The sequence below is a fragment of the Bacillus sp. GB_SG_008 genome, assembly GCF_052038115.1.
GTDB lineage: Bacteria > Bacillota > Bacilli > Bacillales > Bacillaceae_G > Bacillus_A > Bacillus_A rhizoplanae.
In genome coordinates, this window is sequence record NZ_JBPZSK010000004.1 from 364,956 (window position 1) to 388,310 (window position 23,355).

26 protein-coding genes are annotated in these 23,355 nt (G+C 34.2%); 13 read left to right on the forward strand and 13 right to left on the reverse strand.

Features of this window, described 5'->3' with window-relative positions; translation table 11 throughout:
* Positions 1 to 152 precede the first annotated feature (152 nt).
* Positions 153 to 812 carry an oxidoreductase gene (locus ACTDJC_RS13340; protein ID WP_098310467.1) on the reverse strand — a complete coding sequence of 220 codons (660 nt, stop codon included), beginning with the start codon at positions 810 to 812 and terminating at the stop codon, positions 153 to 155.
* A gap of 77 nt (positions 813 to 889) precedes the next feature.
* The gene (locus tag ACTDJC_RS13345) at positions 890 to 1,033 is read right to left on the reverse strand and encodes a hypothetical protein (RefSeq protein WP_098310466.1); all 144 of its coding nucleotides are present in this window, start codon (positions 1,031 to 1,033) and stop codon (positions 890 to 892) included.
* A 269-nt stretch (positions 1,034 to 1,302) separates the two neighbouring features.
* On the opposite strand from ACTDJC_RS13345, the gene ACTDJC_RS13350 reads away from it, so the two are divergent.
* The 3 genes from ACTDJC_RS13350 (at position 1,303) to ACTDJC_RS13360 (ending at position 3,599) form a co-directional block, all read left to right on the forward strand.
* On the forward strand, positions 1,303 to 2,241 hold the full coding sequence (locus ACTDJC_RS13350; protein WP_253629323.1) for a metal ABC transporter substrate-binding protein: 939 nt from the start codon (positions 1,303 to 1,305) through the stop codon (positions 2,239 to 2,241).
* 135 nt (positions 2,242 to 2,376) lie between these two features.
* Positions 2,377 to 2,847 (forward strand): GNAT family N-acetyltransferase, encoded by a 471-nt coding sequence (locus tag ACTDJC_RS13355; RefSeq protein WP_440603663.1) that lies wholly within the window; start codon positions 2,377 to 2,379, stop codon positions 2,845 to 2,847.
* 275 nt (positions 2,848 to 3,122) lie between these two features.
* The gene (locus tag ACTDJC_RS13360; RefSeq protein WP_440603664.1) at positions 3,123 to 3,599 is read left to right on the forward strand and encodes a hypothetical protein; all 477 of its coding nucleotides are present in this window, start codon (positions 3,123 to 3,125) and stop codon (positions 3,597 to 3,599) included.
* 123 nt (positions 3,600 to 3,722) lie between these two features.
* On the opposite strand, the gene ACTDJC_RS13365 is transcribed toward ACTDJC_RS13360, so the two are convergent.
* A complete protein-coding gene (locus tag ACTDJC_RS13365) occupies positions 3,723 to 4,673 on the reverse strand; it encodes a CobW family GTP-binding protein (RefSeq protein ID WP_440603665.1) in 951 nt (316 codons plus the stop codon).
* 180 nt (positions 4,674 to 4,853) lie between these two features.
* Here ACTDJC_RS13365 and ACTDJC_RS13370 point away from each other — a divergent pair, with 180 nt between their 5' ends.
* Positions 4,854 to 5,756 (forward strand): aldo/keto reductase, encoded by a 903-nt coding sequence (locus ACTDJC_RS13370; RefSeq protein ID WP_253629322.1) that lies wholly within the window; start codon positions 4,854 to 4,856, stop codon positions 5,754 to 5,756.
* A 39-nt stretch (positions 5,757 to 5,795) separates the two neighbouring features.
* On the opposite strand, the gene ACTDJC_RS13375 is transcribed toward ACTDJC_RS13370, so the two are convergent.
* Positions 5,796 to 7,268 (reverse strand): flavin monoamine oxidase family protein, encoded by a 1,473-nt coding sequence (locus ACTDJC_RS13375; protein ID WP_440603666.1) that lies wholly within the window; start codon positions 7,266 to 7,268, stop codon positions 5,796 to 5,798.
* 181 nt (positions 7,269 to 7,449) lie between these two features.
* Between ACTDJC_RS13375 and ACTDJC_RS13380 the strand changes: the two genes are divergently transcribed.
* Positions 7,450 to 7,641: a DUF3896 family protein gene (locus ACTDJC_RS13380; protein WP_098310459.1), complete on the forward strand. Its 192-nt coding sequence runs from the start codon at positions 7,450 to 7,452 to the stop codon at positions 7,639 to 7,641.
* A gap of 145 nt (positions 7,642 to 7,786) precedes the next feature.
* On the opposite strand, the gene ACTDJC_RS13385 is transcribed toward ACTDJC_RS13380, so the two are convergent.
* On the reverse strand, positions 7,787 to 8,863 hold the full coding sequence (locus tag ACTDJC_RS13385; protein ID WP_440603667.1) for an FUSC family protein: 1,077 nt from the start codon (positions 8,861 to 8,863) through the stop codon (positions 7,787 to 7,789).
* A 643-nt stretch (positions 8,864 to 9,506) separates the two neighbouring features.
* Here ACTDJC_RS13385 and ACTDJC_RS13390 point away from each other — a divergent pair.
* From ACTDJC_RS13390 to ACTDJC_RS13400, 3 genes are all read left to right on the forward strand, one after another.
* The gene (locus ACTDJC_RS13390) at positions 9,507 to 9,923 is read left to right on the forward strand and encodes a DUF1259 domain-containing protein (protein ID WP_440603668.1); all 417 of its coding nucleotides are present in this window, start codon (positions 9,507 to 9,509) and stop codon (positions 9,921 to 9,923) included.
* Between the two features lie 267 nt (positions 9,924 to 10,190).
* A complete protein-coding gene (locus ACTDJC_RS13395) occupies positions 10,191 to 11,192 on the forward strand; it encodes an LLM class flavin-dependent oxidoreductase (RefSeq protein ID WP_440603669.1) in 1,002 nt (333 codons plus the stop codon).
* Positions 11,193 to 11,575: 383 nt separating this feature from the next.
* Entirely contained in the window at positions 11,576 to 12,199 is a 624-nt protein-coding gene (locus ACTDJC_RS13400) for a LysE family translocator (protein WP_440603670.1), read from the forward strand.
* Positions 12,200 to 12,247: 48 nt separating this feature from the next.
* On the opposite strand, the gene ACTDJC_RS13405 is transcribed toward ACTDJC_RS13400, so the two are convergent.
* Entirely contained in the window at positions 12,248 to 13,513 is a 1,266-nt protein-coding gene (locus ACTDJC_RS13405; protein WP_440603671.1) for an MDR family MFS transporter, read from the reverse strand.
* A 74-nt stretch (positions 13,514 to 13,587) separates the two neighbouring features.
* Entirely contained in the window at positions 13,588 to 14,046 is a 459-nt protein-coding gene (locus ACTDJC_RS13410) for a DUF3939 domain-containing protein (RefSeq protein ID WP_098310453.1), read from the reverse strand.
* 354 nt (positions 14,047 to 14,400) lie between these two features.
* Between ACTDJC_RS13410 and ACTDJC_RS13415 the strand changes: the two genes are divergently transcribed.
* Positions 14,401 to 15,441 carry a YkvI family membrane protein gene (locus ACTDJC_RS13415; RefSeq protein WP_253629318.1) on the forward strand — a complete coding sequence of 347 codons (1,041 nt, stop codon included), beginning with the start codon at positions 14,401 to 14,403 and terminating at the stop codon, positions 15,439 to 15,441.
* A gap of 27 nt (positions 15,442 to 15,468) precedes the next feature.
* Here the strand turns inward: ACTDJC_RS13415 and ACTDJC_RS13420 are convergent, their stop codons facing one another.
* A complete protein-coding gene (locus tag ACTDJC_RS13420; RefSeq protein WP_440603672.1) occupies positions 15,469 to 15,837 on the reverse strand; it encodes a DUF3979 family protein in 369 nt (122 codons plus the stop codon).
* 321 nt (positions 15,838 to 16,158) lie between these two features.
* The gene (gene rsgA, locus ACTDJC_RS13425) at positions 16,159 to 17,211 is read right to left on the reverse strand and encodes a ribosome small subunit-dependent GTPase A (RefSeq protein ID WP_440603673.1); all 1,053 of its coding nucleotides are present in this window, start codon (positions 17,209 to 17,211) and stop codon (positions 16,159 to 16,161) included.
* A 311-nt stretch (positions 17,212 to 17,522) separates the two neighbouring features.
* Between rsgA and ACTDJC_RS13430 the strand changes: the two genes are divergently transcribed.
* Both ACTDJC_RS13430 and ACTDJC_RS13435 read left to right on the forward strand, forming a co-directional pair.
* Positions 17,523 to 17,870 (forward strand): DUF4257 domain-containing protein, encoded by a 348-nt coding sequence (locus ACTDJC_RS13430; protein ID WP_440603674.1) that lies wholly within the window; start codon positions 17,523 to 17,525, stop codon positions 17,868 to 17,870.
* An 84-nt stretch (positions 17,871 to 17,954) separates the two neighbouring features.
* Positions 17,955 to 18,179, forward strand: coding sequence for a hypothetical protein (locus ACTDJC_RS13435; protein WP_440603675.1), 225 nt, complete (start codon positions 17,955 to 17,957; stop codon positions 18,177 to 18,179).
* A gap of 163 nt (positions 18,180 to 18,342) precedes the next feature.
* Here ACTDJC_RS13435 and ACTDJC_RS13440 read toward each other — a convergent pair whose 3' ends face one another.
* Positions 18,343 to 19,509 carry a transglutaminase domain-containing protein gene (locus tag ACTDJC_RS13440; RefSeq protein WP_440603676.1) on the reverse strand — a complete coding sequence of 389 codons (1,167 nt, stop codon included), beginning with the start codon at positions 19,507 to 19,509 and terminating at the stop codon, positions 18,343 to 18,345.
* 257 nt (positions 19,510 to 19,766) lie between these two features.
* Positions 19,767 to 20,540 carry a YwqG family protein gene (locus tag ACTDJC_RS13445; RefSeq protein ID WP_440603677.1) on the reverse strand — a complete coding sequence of 258 codons (774 nt, stop codon included), beginning with the start codon at positions 20,538 to 20,540 and terminating at the stop codon, positions 19,767 to 19,769.
* A gap of 249 nt (positions 20,541 to 20,789) precedes the next feature.
* On the opposite strand from ACTDJC_RS13445, the gene ACTDJC_RS13450 reads away from it, so the two are divergent.
* Entirely contained in the window at positions 20,790 to 20,948 is a 159-nt protein-coding gene (locus ACTDJC_RS13450) for a YjcZ family sporulation protein (RefSeq protein WP_098310444.1), read from the forward strand.
* 254 nt (positions 20,949 to 21,202) lie between these two features.
* On the forward strand, positions 21,203 to 22,171 hold the full coding sequence (locus tag ACTDJC_RS13455) for a patatin-like phospholipase family protein (protein ID WP_440603678.1): 969 nt from the start codon (positions 21,203 to 21,205) through the stop codon (positions 22,169 to 22,171).
* A gap of 14 nt (positions 22,172 to 22,185) precedes the next feature.
* Here ACTDJC_RS13455 and ACTDJC_RS13460 read toward each other — a convergent pair whose 3' ends face one another.
* Positions 22,186 to 22,911 (reverse strand): class I SAM-dependent methyltransferase, encoded by a 726-nt coding sequence (locus tag ACTDJC_RS13460; RefSeq protein ID WP_098310442.1) that lies wholly within the window; start codon positions 22,909 to 22,911, stop codon positions 22,186 to 22,188.
* Positions 22,912 to 23,183: 272 nt separating this feature from the next.
* Positions 23,184 to 23,351: a DUF3933 family protein gene (locus ACTDJC_RS13465; RefSeq protein WP_098310441.1), complete on the reverse strand. Its 168-nt coding sequence runs from the start codon at positions 23,349 to 23,351 to the stop codon at positions 23,184 to 23,186.
* Positions 23,352 to 23,355: the final 4 nt, after the last annotated feature.

Genomic DNA, 23,355 nt, shown 5'->3' on the forward strand with positions numbered 1-23,355 from the left:
GTTTTCTTTATCCTCCGCTGAGGGTTAGTTGAACCAATCCCTCACTAACGGGCAGTAACCCCCACCTATTTCGTTTTCTCTTAATCTTGAGGTGGGGGCTTACTGCCCAAATACTACAAAATAAAAGAGAGAGAAGACATCTTCTCTCTCTTTTATTTCATCTTAGCAATCTCCGAAGATTCATGTACATGGACCCCAGACTCTTCACGCAGCGCTGTTACATACATTCCTCTTGCCACTTGCTCTGCTGAAATCGGTCTATATTTTGTAAAAGGCCCTTTAAATAAAAACGGCATAATGCCTGAAATTTTTTCTCCCATTCTTTCCCCAAAACGAAACTCTTCTCGTTCTCCAAGTAAAAGGGATGGTCTGAAAATATGAATGCCTTCTATGACTAGCTTTTTAATATCTTCCTCCATCTGTCCTTTTACTTGTGAATAAAAGAATAGTGACTTTGGATTTGCACCCATCGAAGAAATAACAAGAAAATTTTGTACGCCTTGTTCTTCTGCTAAACGAGCAGCACGTATTGTATAATCATAATCAACTTTTTTAAAGTTTTCTTTCGTCTTTGCCTTTTTAATTGTCGTACCAAGGCAATTAAACACATCGTCTACAGCAAAAAATTCTTTATATTGTTCTAAAATTGAAAAATCGACCTGCCTTTGCTGCAGTTTTTCATGTTCCCATTCCAGCGGCTTTCGTACGAAAATCGTAACTGAATCGTAATAGTCCGAATCAATCAGTAACTGTGTCACTTCTTGTCCAACTAAGCCACTAGCTCCAAGTACTAAGGCTGTTCTCGTTTTCATACGTTTCTATACCTCTTTATCTTCTAATATCTTTCTCTATCATAAGCACAGCGTAATACAATATGCAAGCGCTTTGTTTATTCTTTTTCTCTTTTTGGCATCTCAGTAATTGTACTTGGATCTCCTAAATTCCGAATAAGTGCTTTTAAAAAAAGAAGTACACATGATAACGGACACACAACAGCCAATATCAATAAAATCGCTTCGATTCCATATTCCATTCGCTCATCCCCTTTTCTGCACCCTCTATCACACTATATGAAAGAAATGGAAAGATATATGCAAAAACATAAAAAATAAACCATAGCATTGTGACAAATTTAGAACAAATTATAAATCGTAATCATTATTATTTATTGCAACATTTTCAAAGATGTATTATACTAAATCGGTAAATCAAAACGAAATTATTCCGTTTTATTAAAAAGAAAGATATTCTTTTTTTTTGGAGAAAATGAATGCTAGAAAGTAAAGAAATGAGGAGCATAAAATGAAGAAAAAATCACTCATATTTTCATTCATACTAATATTTACCCTTATATTTGCTGGATGTTCGAAACAAAATAACACAGCAAATAAAAAAGATGGCAAACTTTCCGTCTATACAACTATTTTCCCTTTAGCTGACTTTGCTAAAAAAATCGGTGGTGATTATGTAGACGTAACAGCCATTTATCCACCAGGTGCAGACTCTCATACATATGAGCCAACTCAAAAACAAACTGTACAAGTTGCCAAAGCAGATTTATTTGTATATAACGGAGCTGGATTAGAACCATTTGCTGAAAAAATGGAAAAAACATTAAAAAATGAAAATGTCAAAATTGTGAATGCATCAAATGGTATAGAACTGCGATCTTCAACTGAAGAAGAACATGAAGAAGGTCATAAAGAAGAGCATCATCATGATAAAGACCCTCATGTTTGGTTAGACCCAACACTTGCCATGAAGCAAGCTGAAACAATTAAAAATGCTCTTGTGGAACTACAACCAGAACATAAAGAAGAATTCGAGAAAAATTTTGCAGCATTGCAAAAAAAATTCACAGATTTAGATAGTCAATTTAAAGAAGTTGCTGATCATGCAAAGACAAAAGAAATTTTAGTTTCTCATGCTGCATACGGATATTGGGAACAACGCTATGGTTTCAAACAAATTCCAATTGCAGGTATTTCTGCTTCTGATGAACCGTCTCAAAAAGAACTGGCCTCTATCGCATCAACCGCAAAAGAGCATGGATTAAAATATATTTTATTTGAAACATTCTCTACACCAAAAGTAGCAGAAGTCATTCAAAAAGAAACAGGAACAAAAATCTTACGCTTAAATCATCTTGCAACAATTTCCGATGACGATGCGAAAAAAAATAAGGATTACTTTACATTGATGGAAGAAAACATTAACACTTTAAAAGAAGCAACAAACTAAATGTGTTTTCCCTTTCAGACAGCTGAAATTTTTTCAGCTGTCTTTTTCATGGGCTACAGCTTGACTTAAATGAAACAACAAGTAAAATTATCCACATTAGCTTTAAAGATATGATTCAGAAAGTGAGTTGGAACTATGAATCTTCACATTTGTGAGGTAACAGCACATAATTGGCGTTCAGTCGCTGCACTAAACGTGGCAAAGGAGCAGCAACAATTTATTGAAAGCAATGTGTTTTCTTTAGCCGAATCACTATACGAAAAAAATGGAACGTCAGTATCTTTATATGATGGCGAAACCCTTGTGGGATACGCAATGTATGGATGGTATTCCAAAAAAGATAGAAGTGTATGGTTAGACCGTTTTATGGTTGATTATAACTTCCAAGGAAACGGATATGCGAAACAATTTCTCCGCTTATTAATTACGTATTTACAACAAAAATACCAATGCAAAAAAATTTATTTAAGTCTTCATCCTGATAACAACCTAGCAATGAAACTATATGAATCATTTGGCTTTCACTTAACTGGTGATATTGACGATGAAGGTCCTGTTGTTGGTGTTGTGATGGAGTTACTTATAGACAAAGTGAAACTTCCATAAATCAAGCTGACATCCACTTATCTTCTTTATTTTCTCAGAATCTTGTGTTTGAGATTTCTTACTGTCCACAAATAGCAAGATAAAAAATTTTTATCTACTTGACGAGGATATGTACATTATATGTTTGAGTATTTTAATGATTTTATTCGTTGTAAACTCGCATTTCCCCGACACTACACTCTATACAAATTTTTAAAAATATAAGAATACGATAAGAAATTCTCGTTACATTTATCCAAAAATTGGTATAATCAAGATAAAAAGGTGGAAGGGAAATGAAGAAAACTCTATATTTGTGCGCTACTATTATAGTATCTTTAAGTCTAATTGGATGCTCAAGTACATCTGATAAAACAAATTCTTTAAAATCTTCTACATCAAAAGAACAACAGAAAGATAAAGAAAATTCCATTCAATTAAAAGAAAATGATATACAAGAAATTAAATTAACTAGAACAAATAATAATAAGCTTACTAAAACAGAAACATACAATGAAGATATGATAAAAGCTATTACTACAGCCATACAAAATGGAACACCTAAGAAAATAACTTTAGATCAAAAAACTAAAGATTCTATCCACTCTAATATGACAGTTACATTTAAAGATAGTTCTACAGAAACCTTTTTTGTTTGGATTGATGACAAAAGTCAAATTACAATAGCAGAAAGTACAGATCAAAACTACGTTCAAGGTTTAATAATAAACACTGAAAATTCTAAAATAGTACCCGATTTCTTTAAAAAATAAAATTTAAATAACCAAAATCCATGTCAAAGCAGCTATTGTTGCAAAGAAGCTCTTGTTGCAAAGAAGCTAGTTGAAGCTGGAAGAGATTAATAGCACACTAAAAATAAGCCTGCAAACGCAGGCTTATTTTATACATTCTTTAAAATGCTCTTGAAACCACTCTTTATTTAAATCTTTACCAATGAAAACAATCTCACTTACACGTTCTTCTCCTTCTTGCCACTCCCTGTCATATGAAGCAGCGAATAACGTGTGTACACCTTGGAAAACAATGCGGCGATTTACTCCTTCAACAGATAATATTCCTTTATAACGATATAAATACTCTCCTAATTCTTGTACAACAGCTGACATCCATTCATTTATCTTTTGTAAATCAAGAGGACGCTCTTCCTTTAACACAAATGACTTTACACCTTCTAAATGATGCTGCTCTTTATGCGGATAAATTTCTAACTTATCACGCGTTTTAAATGTTTGTATATCTAGTAACGAAGGAATATCTACTTCACAGTTTGTTGTTGGGATTAATTTTGCAGTTGGATTGATCCCTTGTAATTCAATAAGCAAATTTTCTTTTTCTGCCTTCTCTACTAAATCCAATTTATTTACTAAAACCATATCAGCAAAAGCAATCTGCTCTTTTGCTTCTAAACCTTTTTCAAAGTGTTTATGTATATGATAGCTATCTACTACAGTTATTACACCATTAATTTGGTATGCGGACTGAATAATAGGGTCTAAAAAGAATGTTTGAATAATCGGGCCCGGATTTGCAAGTCCCGTTGTTTCAATCACTAAACCTTCAAAATCCATTTTACCTTCCGCTTTTACTTCTAATAAATGCTTTAGTGCGACAAGTAAATCTTCACGCACTGTACAACATAGACAGCCATTTGTCATTTCCATAATTTCTTCTTCTACATTCATAATCAATTGATTATCAATACCAATTTGTCCAATTTCATTTACAATAACAGCAAGCTTCTTTCCATGCTCTTCAGACAAAATACGGTTTAATAAAGTTGTTTTCCCTGAACCAAGAAACCCGGTTAATATCGTTACTGGAATCACTGTTCTACATCTCCTTGTTACATATATGATTACGTATTATATCATAGGTTGTCTTCTTATTTTCTGAATACGAAACATATTAGTTGTAAGCATGTCTACACAAATATATAATAATGGTAAATAAGAAAACCTTTTCATATTGATTAGGTTCATACATATCAGCAAGGAGGACCTTCATAAATGGAACGAATTCAAATGGCTCAAAACCTAGAATTTTCTCAAATCATTCAAGGGTTTTGGCGCTTAGCAGAATGGAATATGACCGATCAAGAATTACTTTCTTTTATTGAATCTTGTATGGAGATGGGGATTACAACGTTTGACCATGCTGATATTTACGGCGACTATACATGTGAAGCTTTATTCGGGAAAGCGCTGCAATTAAAACCAAGTTTACGTGACAATATGCAAATTGTTACAAAATGCGGAATCGCTCTCACATCACCTAAATTTCCAGAACGCTACGTCGTTCACTATAATACAAGTGCTGAGCATATTATAAAAAGTGCTGAACAATCACTACAAAACCTAAATACAGATTATATCGATGTATTACTCATTCATCGCCCAGATCCATTCATGGATCCCGCAGAAGTTGCAGAAGCTTTTTCTCGCTTAAAACAAGATGGAAAAGTACGACACTTTGGTGTATCAAACTTTCTGCCTTCCCAATTCAATATGTTAAGTTCATATTTAGATTTCCCGCTTATTACAAATCAAATCGAAGTATCTGTTCTGCAGCTTGAGCATTTTGAAAAAGGTACGATTGAACAGTGTCAAGAAAACCGAATTTCTCCTATGGTTTGGTCTCCTCTTGCTGGCGGTGAAATTTTTAAAGGAAACAATGAACGTACACTTCGCTTATGCCATACATTGGAGCAAATCGCCGCTGATGTTAACATTGCTAAAATTGATTCTATTATGTATGCATGGCTACTTGCTCATCCAGCTAATATGCTACCAATTGTTGGTTCTGGTAAACTAGAACGTGTCAAAACAGCTGTTGAAGCAACAAAACTAACATTAGACCGTCAGCAATGGTTTACAATCTTTGAAAGTTCAAATGGTCATCCCGTTCCATAAGTACACAAAAAGAACATGAGATTCATTCTCATGTTCTTTTTACATTTGTAATTGATTTATTTCTGCTGCACTCCGAATTCCTGATTCAATTGCCCCTTGTATCCAGCCATGATACAACGTAGTATGATCTCCTGCAAAATATATTCTTCCTTCTGGTTTCACAATATCATTCTGTAATTCTGATTGTTGATTTGCCTGAAAGATTGCAAATCCTCCTAATGCATATGGGTCTAATGTCCAACTTTTCGATATCCCAGAAATAAATTCGTCATACACTTGATTTCCAAGTATTCTCCCTAAATTTTGCAAAGTGTAATAAATACGATCACTTTCAGATAAGCCATCCCACAACAACGCATCATACGACCATGTGTAACTTCCAAGTACCATTCCAGGACCTTTTGTACCAATACCATGACTTGGATAATATGCATAACGAATAGGCAAATCGGTAATAATACGGCCACCAAGTTGACCTTGTTCTTCCCAAAATCGACTTTTAAACTGAATCCCTATTTTCGTAGCGGCCATGTAATGTAGTTCCCGAATGGCTCTCCATTTTCCATGAGAAACAGAATCATACGGATCGATTTCAACAAATCTCATTGTTGTAAACGGAATGGTAACAATAATAACATCTCCTGTAATACTGCTGTATTCAAACGTTTTTTCATTACGGCAATATGCTGTAATTCCTTTTTCGTGCTGTTCTAGTTTCATTAATTTTTGTTGAAAGACAATATCATCTTGCAATTGCGGTAAAAAAGCTCTGGGCAATGCGTCGTTGCCCCCTTCAATCTCATAAAATCCTGTAGATTGCTGTAAAATGAAAATAAAGCGCAATGTTTCTACAAAAGACCTTTCTAAAAATCCTTCTAAATCAAGAAGTACCCCTATCATTTCTACAGCAGCCGGTGAAAAAGATACTTTATATTGGTGAGGATAATCTTTTAAAAACTCTGCTGTAGAATACCTACCAAAATCTTTCTCTACAATACTCCAATTTTTTTCTGGGTCTCTTTTAATAAAATCAAGAATTGGTTGTATTGCTGACATCAACAACTCTTCCGATGATTTTCCTTCTTCATTCGCTGCAACTGGATAACGTAAAATACTCGGATTTTTCTCATATTGTTTCAATGTTGTCTTGCGACCATTTGCATATATAATATCCGTATCATTTCGATTAATAAATGGATTTAACTTCAATCCAAACTTCTTATTATATGCAAGTGTTAGTTCATGTGTATAAGGAATCCGCATTGCTCCAACATCTAGATATAAGCCTGTTTCCGGCATTCTAACCGTATAAATACGCCCGCCAATTCGATCATTTGCCTCTAATATTTTCACACGATGACCAGCAGCCTTCAATAATGATCCAGCCACTAACCCCGCCATACCTGCTCCAATAATAATAATATTTTTCGGTACTGTCGTTTTCGGTAAACCATTTTCAATAATAGACAACATCTCGTTGGTTGTAAGACGGGATTGCATATTTATTTGCATCATCCCACACCCCTACTCATCAGTACAAAATCATATTTCAATGCATTGTATTCATGGAAGGAATGGCCTATTCTATGTTTTCTGAATATTCACTAAAAGTTCAAAAGGATATGCACTTATTTCTTTTATTTAACCGTATACTAAAAATGTAGATAGGAAATGTAAGGAAGGGGATGGAAATATGAAACGCTCTTACAACTATCATGAAACTAAGAAACAATTAGAAAGTCAAAAATCTCAGCTATGTAAACGATTAACAGATGTAAAATTAACAGAAAGTGAGCGCAATGAAATCAAGAGAACGATTGATAATTACGAATATATTCTTAATTTAGTTGAAATGAATCATTTTGAAAGAGGAATTTCTCACTAAAAACAGGTATAAAAATTATCCAGATCTAAAGGTTAAAAATCTAATAAATAAAGGTAAGTATATATTAGTCGGGTTTAATATATACTTACCTCTTATTTTTGTTCAACGCACACGACACCATTGATTAGGGAGAGGCTAGTAGTTACTATTGTCCTTTTCTTAACTCCTGAATTAGTTTGAGCGTGTCATTATACAAACTTAATTGATATCTATAGGGCTCTAATTCCGGTGAGATATTGATTTGTACAGAAATCGAAGATAGGTCCAGTAAGTCTAAACTCTTAGAGTTTTGATGCTTCTCTGAACTTCCGTTGAGTTGCTTTTCTATGTATCTCCCCAACATTTGTAATTGAATAGCCCATTGTTGTTGATCAACTTTTGAAATAACATCTGTTTGGGACCAGTCACTGAATGTGTTTAGTATATTGGAAATATACATATATCCTGTCTTTAACTGCGAAATGAATTGTTCGTTTTGTTTTAATATTTGTTTTTTATTCTTAATAAATGGATTTAATTTCAAGCTTTTTTCTGCCAGCTTAAAATCTTCTTGTACCTGATGCAGTTCCTGAAGTAGATTTGTTATATTTTTTCTTAGATCTTGTCCTTTAACAGGGTCGCAGTTAGTATTTACCCAATGGGCTGTCTTTTCAAACAGCTGTACAAGATGGCATCCAAATTGATTTAACGTCCAACGAGCTTCTTTCACATAATTGGGTGGAAAAATCAGCATATGAATAATAATGGCGATAAGTGCTCCTACGATAGTATCTCTGATTCGATCTGAGACATAATAGCTCGTTTTATGCACAAAAACAAAGACTAATAAAATCGTTAAAGCCACTTGATGTATGATGGTTTTATGTACCCTTAGTATAACTGGAAGCAACATTCCTCCAAATAGTAATAATCCTATAGTCCATCCGTTCACTTCTAAATGGCTGATAATAAAAACGGTAATAGAAATTCCAAAAATAGTGCCGATAATTCTGTAAAAAGCATACATGGCAGAATGCTGGACAGTTTCTTGCATAGAAAGAATAACAGTTAATGGTGCCAAATAAGGGTGTTTTGACCCTAACATTTTTGCTAATTCCCATGATACACCAGAAGCTAAAGCTATTTTTGTTATGAGTATTAATCCTTTTAGTAGTCCTGTTTTTTGTTTACCCGTTTTTTTTGCATAAAAACTCCCTTGTTCAAAGAATAATCTTACATACATTTTTGATGTGTTACAGTTCTTTCACTCCTATACTTACCATGAATTAGAGTGAATTAAGTTATTACAAATGAAACTGATTTATTTCATCGATGCAAGAATGAATTAATATTTCATAGAAAAGCTTGTTTTTAAAATAAAAATGGTTACAAAAACGGATATATCATGGATATAATTATTCCCCTGCCCTGTTCTATACTTTTTATACCCTCAATCCATATAGCTATATCTTTTCCAATAGTCGAACTTCCAATAACACTGATTATGTAAAAATGAATCCCCTTCAAATTTTCTGAAGTGGATCCTATATTGTTAGATTAAATACAAATATACCTAATAATTATCTTTTTCTTCGTTATTAATTCCAATTGATTTAAAATTCTTATTTTTTATTCTAAAATGGACAATTTATCCATATAGTTATATAAATGTTATCTTTTTGGAATCTTGGTTAGGAGAGAAAGTGAAGGGATGAAACAGTAGCTGGTGTCTATAAAAATATCTGTATTTTTATGGAAGCCTTTAGATTATTTTCAGGTTACCTAAAGATTCTCGCAGCTCTATTTATAAATAGAATGTGGGATAAATCCTTTTTATATTAAAGCTCTAAATGCATCATTTTGTATAATAAAGGGGGATTAAATTTATGAATAACTTTAATTTTCTTTGTGAACAATTTGCTGCGATCCTCAAAGGGAAAAGTAAAATAGATCAAGGTGCTTGTTCAGTATCTTTCCATCGCAATTTTAAGGTACTTGTTCAAGGAAAACCAAGTATGTCTGTAATACCTGCTGGAGTAGGCTTTGAATCTTTGGATCAAAATGGTAATGCGTTGAATTTAGGGGAAATTGCTGTTTTGCAAGAAGAAATCCCTTCATTTATGCAATCCATTGTACAACAGGGAATTATTGTTAGTGCTCTACATAATCATTGGTTATATATGAATCCATTAATCATGTATATTCATGTCCAATCGGTAGAGCCACCATTAAATTTTGCAAAAAAAATGGCAAATTCTTTTTCGGTCTTAAGTAGCTATCCCGTTGCTGATAACATGGGTTAATGATAAGTGTATTGTATGTATTTTTTATATGAGGTTTAACCGATAGCTCCCCCCTACTCAGGCGAGGAACCTCTAGATGGAAAACTCATAAATCTATTGCTCTATCAATACAAAATATTGTTCTTGAAAAAAATCATCCCAATTGCATTCATAAAACGATTCTTCAATAAGAATTTGGTATCCAAATGGTGAAGTAAGCATTTTATTATACATTTTTAGTAAGTGGATATATAATACTTCGTAGATAACAAAAGAGAGGTATTATATATGATAAAATTAAGCGTTCTAGACCAATCTCCTATCGCAGAAGGAAGTACAGCAATAGAAGCGTTTTCAAATACCGTTCGACTTGCGCAAGAAGTTGAACAACTTGGCTATACTCGTTTTTGGGTATCAGAACATCATGACTCTACTAGCTTAGCAGGTTCAAGTCCAGAAATCTTAATTTCTCACATAGCTGCTAAAACAAATCGTATTCGAGTAGGTTCTGGCGGTGTTATGCTCCCTCATTATAGTCCTTATAAAGTAGCTGAAAATTTTCGCGTGTTAGAAGCACTATACCCAAACCGTATTGACCTGGGAGTTGGACGAGCTCCAGGTGGAATGCCTATTGCTACACGGGCACTCCAAGAAGGGAAAATGATTTCAATCGATCAATACCCTGAACAAATTCAAGACTTATCCCTGTATTTGCACGACCGCTTACCAGATAATCATCGCTTTGCACACCTACATGCTGCTCCAGCTATTCCAACTGCACCAGATCTTTGGTTACTTGGTTCTAGTGGAGAAAGTGCGATGATTGCTGCTAAACAAGGTACAGCTTTCACATTTGCACAATTTATTAATAGTTATGGCGGTCCAGAAATCATAAAAAATTACCAAAATCAATTCCAGCCTTCTTTCTTAGGAGAAAAACCACAATCTATCGTAGCTATTTTTGTCATTTGTGCAGAAACAGAAGAAAAAGCACAAAAAATTGCATCTAGCTTAGATCTAGCCCTTTTATTAATTGAACAAGGCGTACGTTCAACCGGCACGCCATCTATCGAAAGAGCTCTCAATTATCCATATAGTGCATTTGATTTTTTACGTATAAAAGAAAATCGAAAACGAATGATTGTCGGTAATCCACATCAAGTAAAAGAACAAATCTCCGCTTTAAGCAAAGTTTATAACACAGAAGAATTTATGATCGTAACAATCACACATGATTTTGAAGATAAATTAAACTCCTACCGCTTACTAGCAGAAGCATTTCAATTGTGAAAAACACCCTTGAATTAAGGCCATGTGCAAACTAAATTTGCATATGGCTTTTCTATAATATACATTCACATGATATTTCTTATTCCAACTCAGTTTTCACTATATGACACTTTGTAAGTAGGCATAAAATTTTTTATTATGGACTTCACTACTTCTATGAATATATTATAGAGATACATACTGAACAGTGCGAAATCTTATAAGAAAAAATGAACAACTCATTATCATATAAAGTGAAACTGCCATCAGTGGGAGGGTTCTTCATCCCCTACCTATCTTCTTTGCTTCTCTCTAAATCTGGAGGTAGGGTCTTATACGGTCCGTTAATCCTGGGTAAAATACCTACCCCTTCTTATACTATTTTTAGAAAGGCAGAACACAAAATGAAACACTATTATCTTTTCGTTATGATGTCTATCTTTCTTATTCTTTTACCTGGCCCAGATACTGCCATAGCTACTCAAAATACCCTTACCCTCGGAAGGTCCGGCGGCCTTAAAACGATGTTTGGAACTTGTTGTGCTCTTTCCATTCATACCGCAGCAGTAACATTAGGTCTTTCAACAATTATTGTTCAATCTGCATTTTTATTTTCTATAATTAAATATGTTGGTGCTATTTATTTAGTATATTTAGGGATTAGAGCGCTATGGGCTCTAAAGACAAATACAGCAACTGTAGAAAGTAATATAAACACAGCATATAAAACAACATCTTGTTTCTTTCAAGGCTTCCTTACAAACCTTCTAAACCCTAAAGTTGCTATTTTCTTTTTAACATTTTTACCACAATTCATAGATGCTAAGAGTAATATATTTATACAATTTCTTACGATGGGAATGACTTATACTGTACTAACTGCTATATGGTTTTTATTGTACATTTATTTCATTCATCGTGTTCGTACATTTATGAAAAAACCTGCCACACAGCGCATTATGCAAAGTATCACAGGCACTGCTCTTATAGGATTCGGCATTAAACTAGCGCTAGAACGAAAAATATAATCTATATAAAATAACACGCTCTTACAAAAAGAGAGCGTGTTATTTTACTTATTCATTTATCGCCTTTTTCACCTGAATTTTTCGTCCTTGTAACAACTGGAACATCATGGAATATAAAAATGCACTCAAAAATGCAAGTACTGCAATGATATAGAATGTGTATTGATAACCTATCCATGCTGTTAAGGGAATCGCAATCGGTGCAATTGTTCGGCCGATAGACCATCGAAGTGTTGCTGCCGCAAAGTATTGTCCTCGCATATGTTGAGGCGCCAATTTAGAAACGAAGCTATTTTGAATTCCAACAACTAATAGCTCTCCAAACGTGAAAATGAGCATTGCAATAATGAGGCCCCAGACTGAGATAGTATGAGGAAAAATAATCATTGCTATCCCATATGCAAAAGAAGATAAAAGAAAAATAGTCCGCTCAGAAAAGTAATTTGCTAGCCTTGTTACATATACAGTAAATAGAGCAACCAAAAATCCATTTTCTGCAATAATCCAACTAAACAATTTTTCTCCATTTAAACTCAAATGAAAAAATTCTTGCGTAGGAACATTTTCTTTTATGTATACCGCTAACAATAGGTCAAGTTGAGTGAAAGTTTGGGCAACGAGAATACCTGCAATAATAAATAGTAGAAAGACACGATCTTGAAAAATAATTCGATAATTCTTTATCTGCTCATTCACAACAGTAAGCCATCCTGTTTGCTTTTCTACTTCTCTCTTCTTCTCTGGTAACGTCTCTTTTATAAACTTAAGTAATACAAATGCTACTATGAAATTAATTGCAACACTTGCTATTAACAATTCAAAGCGATGAGAGAAAAAGAAATACGCTCCTAAAATCGGCCCCAGCACAACATTAATATTAATCATTGTATAAAAAACTGCAAATACTTTACTTTGCTGTTCTTCAGATACTAAATCAGCAACCATTGCTGCACTTGCTGGATAATATAAAGAACCCATAATACCAATAGTAGAAAAAGCTACAAATGTTAAGATAGAAGATTGTAACCACGGTGAATTTGCAAAAGCAAATAGTACAAATGCAACGCTTTGTACAAATGTAGCAATCACCATCATACGCTTACGGCCATATGTATCTGCTAAATAACCACCTACTAAATTAGCCAAAACAGATAATATTTGCGACAATACAAGTAATACTCCAGCCATCGTTTTTCCTAGTTCTTCTGCAAAATATATTGCCATAAACGGAAGGAGCATCCAAAAGAAAAGCCCAAAGAGCCATTCTCCTACTAGTCGAATCTTTAAATTTGAATCCCATTTCCTCAGAATCATGAAGTCCCCTCTTCTCTATCTCTTCCCACATAATATTTACAAAAAAAAGACAACAATTCTCCATTGTTGTTTCTTTATTGTACAATACTTTTATTCATTTTATCAGGCTTGCTTGTCACTAAATAATGTTTCTCTGATACATATAAATCACGTTCTAGCGTCCTTTTTAAGTATGGCCCTAACTTTATCGAACATATAAGCCGATTCTCATTTCCTTCGACGATTGGAAAGGCTTCTTTCTCTGTCACATATTGATCAACAGCACGCTGTACATCATCAATTTCTTTGACAAGAGCAAGATTTTCTTGTGTATTCTCAAATACTTCAAGGGTTTCCTTCGTAATAATGAACACATTTGTAGGAAAAGCCGGTAAATACGGTTTTAATAAATCATAATTAACCGTGTAATCATCATTTACTAATACCGTATATACCACATTCGCATTCGTTTCAAGAAATTTTGCCATAGCAAGTTCTAGCTCATCTTGCGTAATTTCTCTTTCTTCCTTTCCTTTTTTAAAAAAGCGAAACATCTTCTCTGCCCCCTTTTTTGCTTCATTATACCACAAACTGTAAGACAAATATGAATAATACAAAAAATCCAACTTCATCGTATGTTTGTCCAAACTCATTCATATGTATGTAGTAAAGTGAAAGTTTCAGCGGTAAATAAGAGCTTTATCTCTCATTGCTCGTTAGTTGAACCAATTCTTGTAGACGGTAGTAAGACCCTCACCTCAAAATTCAGAAAAAAACAAAGAAGATGGGTAGAGAATAACTGCCCTAAAGAACCCAATTAGTCGAGTTTTCCATCAGTGGAGATATAGCAAAAGTTAGGGTGAGGCTGCAAAATAAATGAAGCTCATCATACAAGAAAGAGGGATTAAATGGATAATCAACAATGGAAAGTAGCAAAGAAAATTGCTGCTACTTATATAGGCACTGTTGTTGGAGCTGGATTTGCAACAGGAAGAGAAATCGTTGAATTCTTTACAATTCATGGTACATACGGAACAATTGGTATTTTAGTAAGCGGTATTTTCTTTATTTGGTTAGGTACAAAAATGATGCTTCTTTCTTCACAAATTGAAGCATTTTCTGCTCAAGAATTTAACAAATATTTATTTGGAGATATATTTGGTAACGTTGTAAATATTTTATTACTTCTCGTATTATTTGGTGTAACAAGCGTCATGCTTTCCGGAGCTGGAGCGGTATTTGAAGAACAACTTCGCCTACCAAGACAGCTTGGTATCTTTATAACGATACTTGCTTGTATTGTAATTGGTAGCAGAGGATTACAAGGAGTCTTTGAAGTCAACTCGCTCGTCGTACCAATTATGATGATTTTTATTGTAGGGCTATCTATTACAACATTCTTTCATGATGCAACTTCTCTTTTCAACATAACACCTTCTGAAAATTGGAATGTCAAATGGATTACAAGTCCAGTCACATATGTTGCACTCAACCTTTCTCTCGCCCAAAGTGTACTTGTACCATTAGCAAGTGAAGTAAAAGATCAAAAAGCCATTAAATGGGGAGGGATATTGGGGGGAGCAGGTCTTTGTTTAATTTTGTTATGTAGTCACCTTGCTATTTTATCTGTTGAACAATTTTATCAATACAATATTCCAATGGCAGAAGTTGTACGCCGCTTCAATGCTACTTTTCATTTCTTTTTTGTGTTAATTATTTTTGGGGAAGTATTTACAACACTCGTTGGTAATGTATTTGGTATGACAAAACAGATGCAATCTATCACTGGGTGGAAGAGTAACATCATTATTTATTTTATCTTACTCATTAGTTATTGCTTTAGTTATATCGGTTATAGTGAATTACTTCATATGCTATATCCTGTAATTGGATGGATTAGCTTAATTCTGCTTCCAATTATTGCTTTCAAACAACAGCAAAAAACATAAAAAACATCCGTTAGTAACGGATGTTTTTTACTCACAATCTTCACATACTTCCCAGTACAATCCCATTTCAACTGCAAGAAATGGTTTTAACTGTAATCGAATCATACGGCTTGGCATACGATCTAATACAAATTGAAAGCTTTCCTCATCTTTAATAATATCCGTCTTTTGGACAGCAATACGTTGAATCGTTGTAATCGGCTGACCATCTTTATATAAAACGAGACGAATCTCATCGTCTTCATTAAAAAATAGTTCTATACTTGTACCTGTTGATAATATTGTTTCTGTTATAGAATACGCGCCGTTTTCCTCTTGAATGTAATATTTCCATCCTTGATTTCCAACTTCTTGCGGAGGAACTTGAAAAAATGATGTAATCTCCTCATGTAGCATAAAATAACCCCTCTCTTACCTCTTGCTCATTATACCCTATTCTATATAGTACATTTATTGTACCACAAAAGACTATAACAGCTATATTTTCCCGTCTGAAACTATATAGCATCAATTTAAAGAAGGGCCTGTATTTAAAATAAAGTGAAACTTCCATCAGTGGGTTTTTTTCATCCCCCACTGATGGTTAGTTGAACGAATCGGGCTTTTACAGACAGTTATTCCCTCGCTTCTCTCTCAATCTTAAGGTGGGAGTCTTACTGCCCCAAAGTAGCGAGATAAAAAAACTCCAAAAGCATATACGCCTTTGGAGCTTTATTTTTATTTTTTCTGCCTCATTTGCTTCGTAATCTTTTTCCATTTTTCGCGCTCTGTACGAGCCAAAAGAGCATCTTGTTTTCTCATCGCATAAGCAATTTCTTTTTGCAACTTTTTATAATTGAAAAGTCGCGCTTCTTCTAATGTTCCCTCATTAATAGCAATGCGAATTGCACAACCTGGTTCATTCTCATGTTGGCAATCACGAAAACGACATTTTTTCGCAGCTTCTTCAATGTCAGAAAAGGTTGCGTGCATCGCCCCGCTTCCTTCCCAAAGCTGCAATTCCCTCATTCCTGGTGTATCAATAACAAGTGCACCAGTTGGTAATTGGAACAATTCTCGGTGCGTTGTCGTATGTTTTCCTTTACTATCGCTCTCACGAATTCCACCTGTTTTCGCCACTTCATTTCCCATTAACGCATTTAATAATGTGGACTTTCCTGCTCCAGAAGAACCAACAAGCGCAATTGTTTTTCCTGGTTGTAAAAACTGTTGTAACGTCTCTATTCCGGTTTGTTGCAGACTATCAACTGCAAAAATAGGTGCACCAATTGCAACGGCCTCTGTTTCCATCACCTTTTGCTGTACATCTGTACATAAATCACTCTTTGTCAAAATAACAACCGGTGTTGCTCCGCTCTCATATGCTAACAATAAATAACGTTCAATTCGTCTCACATTAAAATCAGCATTTAAAGCATTAACTAAAAACAGATAATCTACATTTGCTGCTACAATTTGTTCCTCCGTTTTCTCTCCAGCTACCTTTCTAGAAAAAGAACTTTTTCTTGTAAGCACAGTATGAATAATCGCTTTCTTTTCTTCTGGCAGTTTTGTTACACTTACCCAATCACCAACTGCAGGATAATCGCCTTTCTCACTTGCTTCATAGCGAAATTTCCCTGCTAACTCAGCTACGTATTCACCATCTTCACATATAATCCGATACAAACGTTTATGCTCTAACAAAACACGTCCTACTTCATATTGCTCCAATAATTGGTCTTCAAAATATAAGTTCCATCCAAATGTAACTAAATGATCACGATTCAAATTCGTATCCTCCCTAAAATGTATACTGCGGAAGGATATAGCGATTCTTTACAAAGCGCCGCCCATTCCTTCCTTATTTCCATTAACTGTATGAACCTTATAAACAATCGCCATAATACATCACTCCGTTCTCATTAGATTTAATTTTATTATATGAAATTTCAAATTAAATATCTACCACTTATGACAGAATTTTCGGTATAATAAAAATATCCACCTTAAACCAATTTTCTCAATATATGTATACAAATTCCTAAAAGGAGTATCTGTAATATAAACAGAATTGTATTTAACTAAAAGGAGTGGATCTGATGGATATGTATTCGTGGCTAACAGCTCTTCTCGTTGGTGGAATTACCGGTTTTGTTGCCCATCTTATCAATCATCAAGGCAAATTATTGCTTCCACGCCGATTAAAAACATTTTTCCATCTTGGTTTTTTTGCTGACATCATTACTGGTAGTCTTGCTGCACTATTGGGTCTTGTTTTATTTGATGCGACAACAACTAAAGAAATTATTAAGGTTGCAATCGTTACTGCAATTTCTGGTCAAACATTTTTACTCCACCAAGCACTTGGAGGAGAACAGGCAAAGAATATACAAATGGATAAAGCAAATGAAAAAATACAAGAAATTGACAAATTGTTAAAACGTTAATATATACTATAACTAAGGAATTGTTGATATAATGAAAAATAAAATTCTGAATTGAAGTGTCCGTCAGAAGAGAGGGTGTTTCGTATGACAAACAAAAAGATAGAAGATTTCTTAACAGACCTTGAAAAAGAGGAGCTGATAGAAAACTACAAATGTTTACGAGAAGCCCGCACAAAACAAGAAGCAAACTATTTTGGTGAAGCAGTAAACAATTTGTTAGATAAAGCAAAACAACGCATTATTAAAGAAGCTGGTATTAAAGATGAAAATGCTGCAACGATTCAATCAAAGCGAAAAGCACTGTTTTAGTATATACATGAAAACAGTGCTTTAATGTTTTAGTTTACATAATATTATTATTTTTGTTATTTAACATATAATAAATATACCTGTGGTAATCAATAACACTCAAATTTTTAAAATATATTTGCACAAAAAAGAGCATCTTCATTTAGATGCTCTTTCACACAATTTAATAAGCAAATGTAATTGTTAACAATGAGGATCCAGCTTGCGCTTGATAAGGAGCTACCTGATACGATACTTGCTTTGCTCCTTTTGGCCAAGAAATCTCATTCAATACCTTTTTAACATCTTGCATCGTTTTATCTACTGTTTGATGGTAACAAAGTTCTATTTTTTCTTGTTTAGATGTAAATTTTTGCTGTAATTTTTGCTTTAACTGTTTGTAATCTTCAGCCCCAAATTCTGGTGCTAAATAAACAAGATTTGTATCTTTTAATATTTGTTGATAACTAGAGGACTTCTTATTGCCTGCTTTAATTTTAGTCGTTAACTCATTATAATAGTTTGTATTTGCAACTGGATATTTACTACGATCCCATTGATGATCTTTACTTATTTGCTCATCAGACATATTAAAATAAGAATACATAACACGTCCCTGTTTATCCGGAACTGGATCATCAAATGTCGTATCGAGGTGATACCATTTACCGTCAATATTTACAAGATTCCAAGCATGAGACTGACCATTTCCCGTTCCCGTTACAATGTGGGATTGAATTCCAGCCTCTTTTAATAGCTGATACGTTAATAGTGCATATCCTTGACAAACCGCCGAATGATTTGCTAATGCGTCATATGCGGTATAAGACTGAAGCGATGTGTCATATGAAACATGTTTCACTACATAGTCATGAATGGCTTTTACTTTTTCATTCTCATCCATTCCAGTTGTAATTATTGAATTTACAATTGATTTCGCTTGTTTCATTACGTACTGTGATTGCTCTTTCGTTTCACGGTATGAAATATTTAGCGTAAATGAGTAGTTTCCTGGTAAACCACGAAGCGAAAACTTTGCACTGCTTATATTGTATTTTAAATATTCATCTTTTTCTAACGTTTGATTATAAGCCTGTACCAATGTATCCAAAACTTCTTGTGCATTAGCATGTTTCGTCTTATATTTAATTGTAATATTTGTTTCATGATTATTTAGATGTTGTTGTAATTCTTGCTGAAATTCTGTAATTAATTTTGCATCATTTACAGAATTAGCCGTATCTCCTACTTGTTTTGTAGCAGCGTATGAGACTGAAGGCATATGAAGCGCTCCGGTTATAATAGATGAGCAAAGTACCATAGTAGATACATATTTTATAGATTTCTTCATTTCATCACATCCTCGTAGTATAAGATAATCTTAAAATAGCTTTCTTTCATACATCAACTATATACGAATTTTCACAAAAAAGAAAATCCGATTTTTTACATTTATAAATCGCATTAAAGTTGAAAAAATGACTTACACATGATGTAATTCAAACGACGATGAACTACCTTCTTATACAAATAAATAATGGCTGAACAACTCGATCCAATTATAAAAGCAGCTTCCGTTATATACACGTGAAACTGCCTTTTTTTACTTTATAAACTTTGCAAAATACAGCAAGCTTTATCAAAACGTCGCTGCTTTATATCTTCATTCGCAATACAGAAATATAACATTCCCATATCACCCCACATCATGTTCAAATGTTCCTCGTCAGAATCTACTTGAAATAATAATGTTATCTCGTTATGATGCAAACCTATATATTCCTGTGCTTCTTCCAACACTTCTGTTTGAACTGAAAACGGTGTACCGAAAACTTGATGATTGTCATAGCAATCAGGTATTAATTCCTCTAACAATTGTAAGAAACGATCTGAATCCTCTTCGTCCTCAATAAACAAATCTGGAAGTTTCTGTGCTATTTCAAATGTAACTCTACATTGAGAATATTGCCCCTTCACTTGATTCGTTTTTTGTACATCATCTATTTCTCCTTCATAATATAAAACACGCCAGCCTTCTTTTACGTTTGAATTTCCATATACCTCGCAAAAGGCTTCCTGCTCATCATCAGCAAAATAGAAAAAATACAACATACCACTTTGAGGCAAATCATTCTTCATACCTACAGCTTGAAGTTCAGCTAAATTAAACTGTGCAACAAAATGAAGAGGATGCCCTTTATATGTAGGATAGGCTAACGTTGCTGGTAGATCGGGATATCCTCCCATTTTTGAACAACCTACTGGTAATACCGCTTCTTGTTTTGGTACTACTTTTATACATTCAAATACTGTAGCCAACAACTCATCTTTTATATGAGTCAATTGATATTTTTCGATTAATTCTTCAATATGTTTTGTCATAAAAACTCCTTATTCAACATGATTTCCTACATCATATCACAAAATTTGCTAGTGCTTCTTTCACATTTTTCTTTATTCATATCTATACCCATTATGAAAAAAAGGCTTGTTCGTCATAATCGAAACGCTTCCCTATTACATAATATACAGTGTTCCTACAAACATGCAATTTCATCATCCCTTGTAGTACATCCTCATAAATTTCACTTTGTTCACCCCTAAATTTTTCATATTAAGGAGGAAATGAATATGGGTTACGGATACGGATATGGCCCCGGCTGTGGAGGATTCGGATACGGATACGGTTGTGGAGGATGCGGATACGGCGGCGGTTTTGCTTTATTAATCGTTTTATTTATCCTTCTCATCATCATTGGAGCTAGCTGCTTTGGCGGTTTTATCTGCTAAGTAAACTTTAACAACTATTGTAAAAAAGCACGCACTTGCCGTGCTTTTTTGCTGTTTATTTCATATAAAAAAATAAAGTGAAACTTCCATCAGTGGGGGTTTTCTTCATCCCACACTGATGGTTAGTTGAACCAATCGGGCTTTTACCGGCAGTTATCCCCCACCTATCTTCTTCGCTCTTCTTTTAATCTTAAGGTGGGGGGCTTACTGCCCGTTAATGCGGGATAAATAATGAATCGAAAGGAATTGTTTTCATGAAAATAGATGGTGTCTTTGAAGGAGGCGGAGTTCGAGGAATTGCACATGTCGGAGCAATCTGTGCGTTAGAAAAGCACAATTATGAATGGGAGCGAGTCGCCGGTACATCAGCAGGTGCTATTATCGCAGCGCTTCTTGCCTGTGGCTATACAGGAAAAGAATTAAAAACAATTATTAATGGTGCTGACTATACAAATTTCATTACAAAAACATGCATAGATAAAATTCCTATTATCGGAAAAGGAATAAATGTATGGGTTAAAATGGGGATATATAAAAATGATTTTATAGAACAATGGTTAGAAGATTTATTATCTAAAAAAGGGGTGCATTGTTTTAGTGACTTACCTAACCCTGAAGGCTTAAAAATCATCGCTTCCGATATTAGTAATGGTAAAATGGTCGTTTTCCCTGATGACTTACTGCACTATGGATTCCCTACCAAAAAATTTTCTATTGCAAAAGCAGTGAGAATGAGTGCTACAATCCCTTTCTTTTTTCAGCCTGTTAAATGGAAAACTCCTAAATGGAAACAACCTTGCTATATAGTCGACGGAGGTATTCTCAGCAATTATCCGATATGGATTTTTGACTCACCAAACATTCCCCGCTGGCCTACCTTTGGATTTCATTTTGTAAAAGACGAGATTCAAGCTGAACCCGTTCATTATGAAGAACCTATTTCGATGTTTAAAGGGCTATTTAAAACAATGATGCAAGCCCACGATTTACGCTATCTCAATACAGAAGCAAGAGCACGTACTATTAAAATACCTACCGGAAATATTACTAGTACCAACTTCAATTTAAGTGTTGAAGAGAAAGAATGGCTCTATCACTCTGGTTATCAAGCTGCTGAAAAATTTCTACACTCTTGGAACTTTACCCAATATATAAACCAATATCGAACTGGATCTCCATCTAGTACTACAAGTAGCCGAACCACTAATTTCGACAAACAATAAAGTGAAATTGCCAGTTAACGTGGCAGAGCTTCATACATTTTCAATTTTTTTCTTACACAAAAAGTAATTGCATTTGTCCTTAATAACACGTGCTTCTCCTCCCTTGCAATCCTATACTCTAGAGGCTTTACTACTACGCATAATTCTTCCCATCCTGTATATATCTTACGCAACGTATAAAGCATTTCTTCTGTTGCCAGATTTACTTCAAATAAAGGATCCAACTTTACATTCGTGTTCATATCGATTTCTTCCACACTGGAATTCATCACAATATAATTAATCCCCTTATCTTTCGTTCCTGTTTTCATATTGTGTAATACATTCTGAAGTTCACTCTTGGAAGGAACATGTTCTAAACTAGATACTGCCACAATATAGTCATATTCATTTGCAGTAATTTGATAATGTTCAATATTACTCTCTACAGTTTGAATACGATCTGCAACACCAAAATCATAACTATACTGCTTCAATCGATGCAATGCCGACGACAGTAGATCTACACATACTACTTTCCCTGTTTTTATTCTTTGGGCAATTGGCATACTGTTTCTACCAACCCCACATCCTAAATCCAACACAGCAACATATTGTTGTCCTTGAAACAAACTCATCATTTCAATAACACCCGAAACTGGACTACGTAACCATGATCCTTCTTCAAATAACTTATGATTCGCATAAAAATGTTCGTGATACTGTTTTTCTTTCTGTCTTATATATTGTATTCGATTCATTTCTCGTTTCATCTCCTCTACTATGCAATACACATATACATTCTCACATTGATATATAATTCCCTCTCTAAATCAAAATTCACTACAAGAAAAGAAACACCTGTATCTCAAATGAACCTTTCATCTCAATGGAAATTTTACGAGCAGTTATTGTCCACCTATCTTCTTTATTCTCTCCAAATTTTGAAGTAGTGGTCTTGCTGCCCAAGAAATAACTGGATAAGTCATTTCTCAAGTGTGAAAAGACGGTAGCCATTATGACTACCGTCTTTTTATGGATATTGTAATCCCTCTGCTTCTTCCACTGTAATAACGATATAGCGTTCTCCAGTCCTTAATCCTAACAGTTCTGCTTTTTCAATTGCTTCTTTCTTTGTTTCTGCATAAGCAGCTAAATATTTTGTTTCATTTATAATTTGGCAAATTACATATCGATTCATTTTA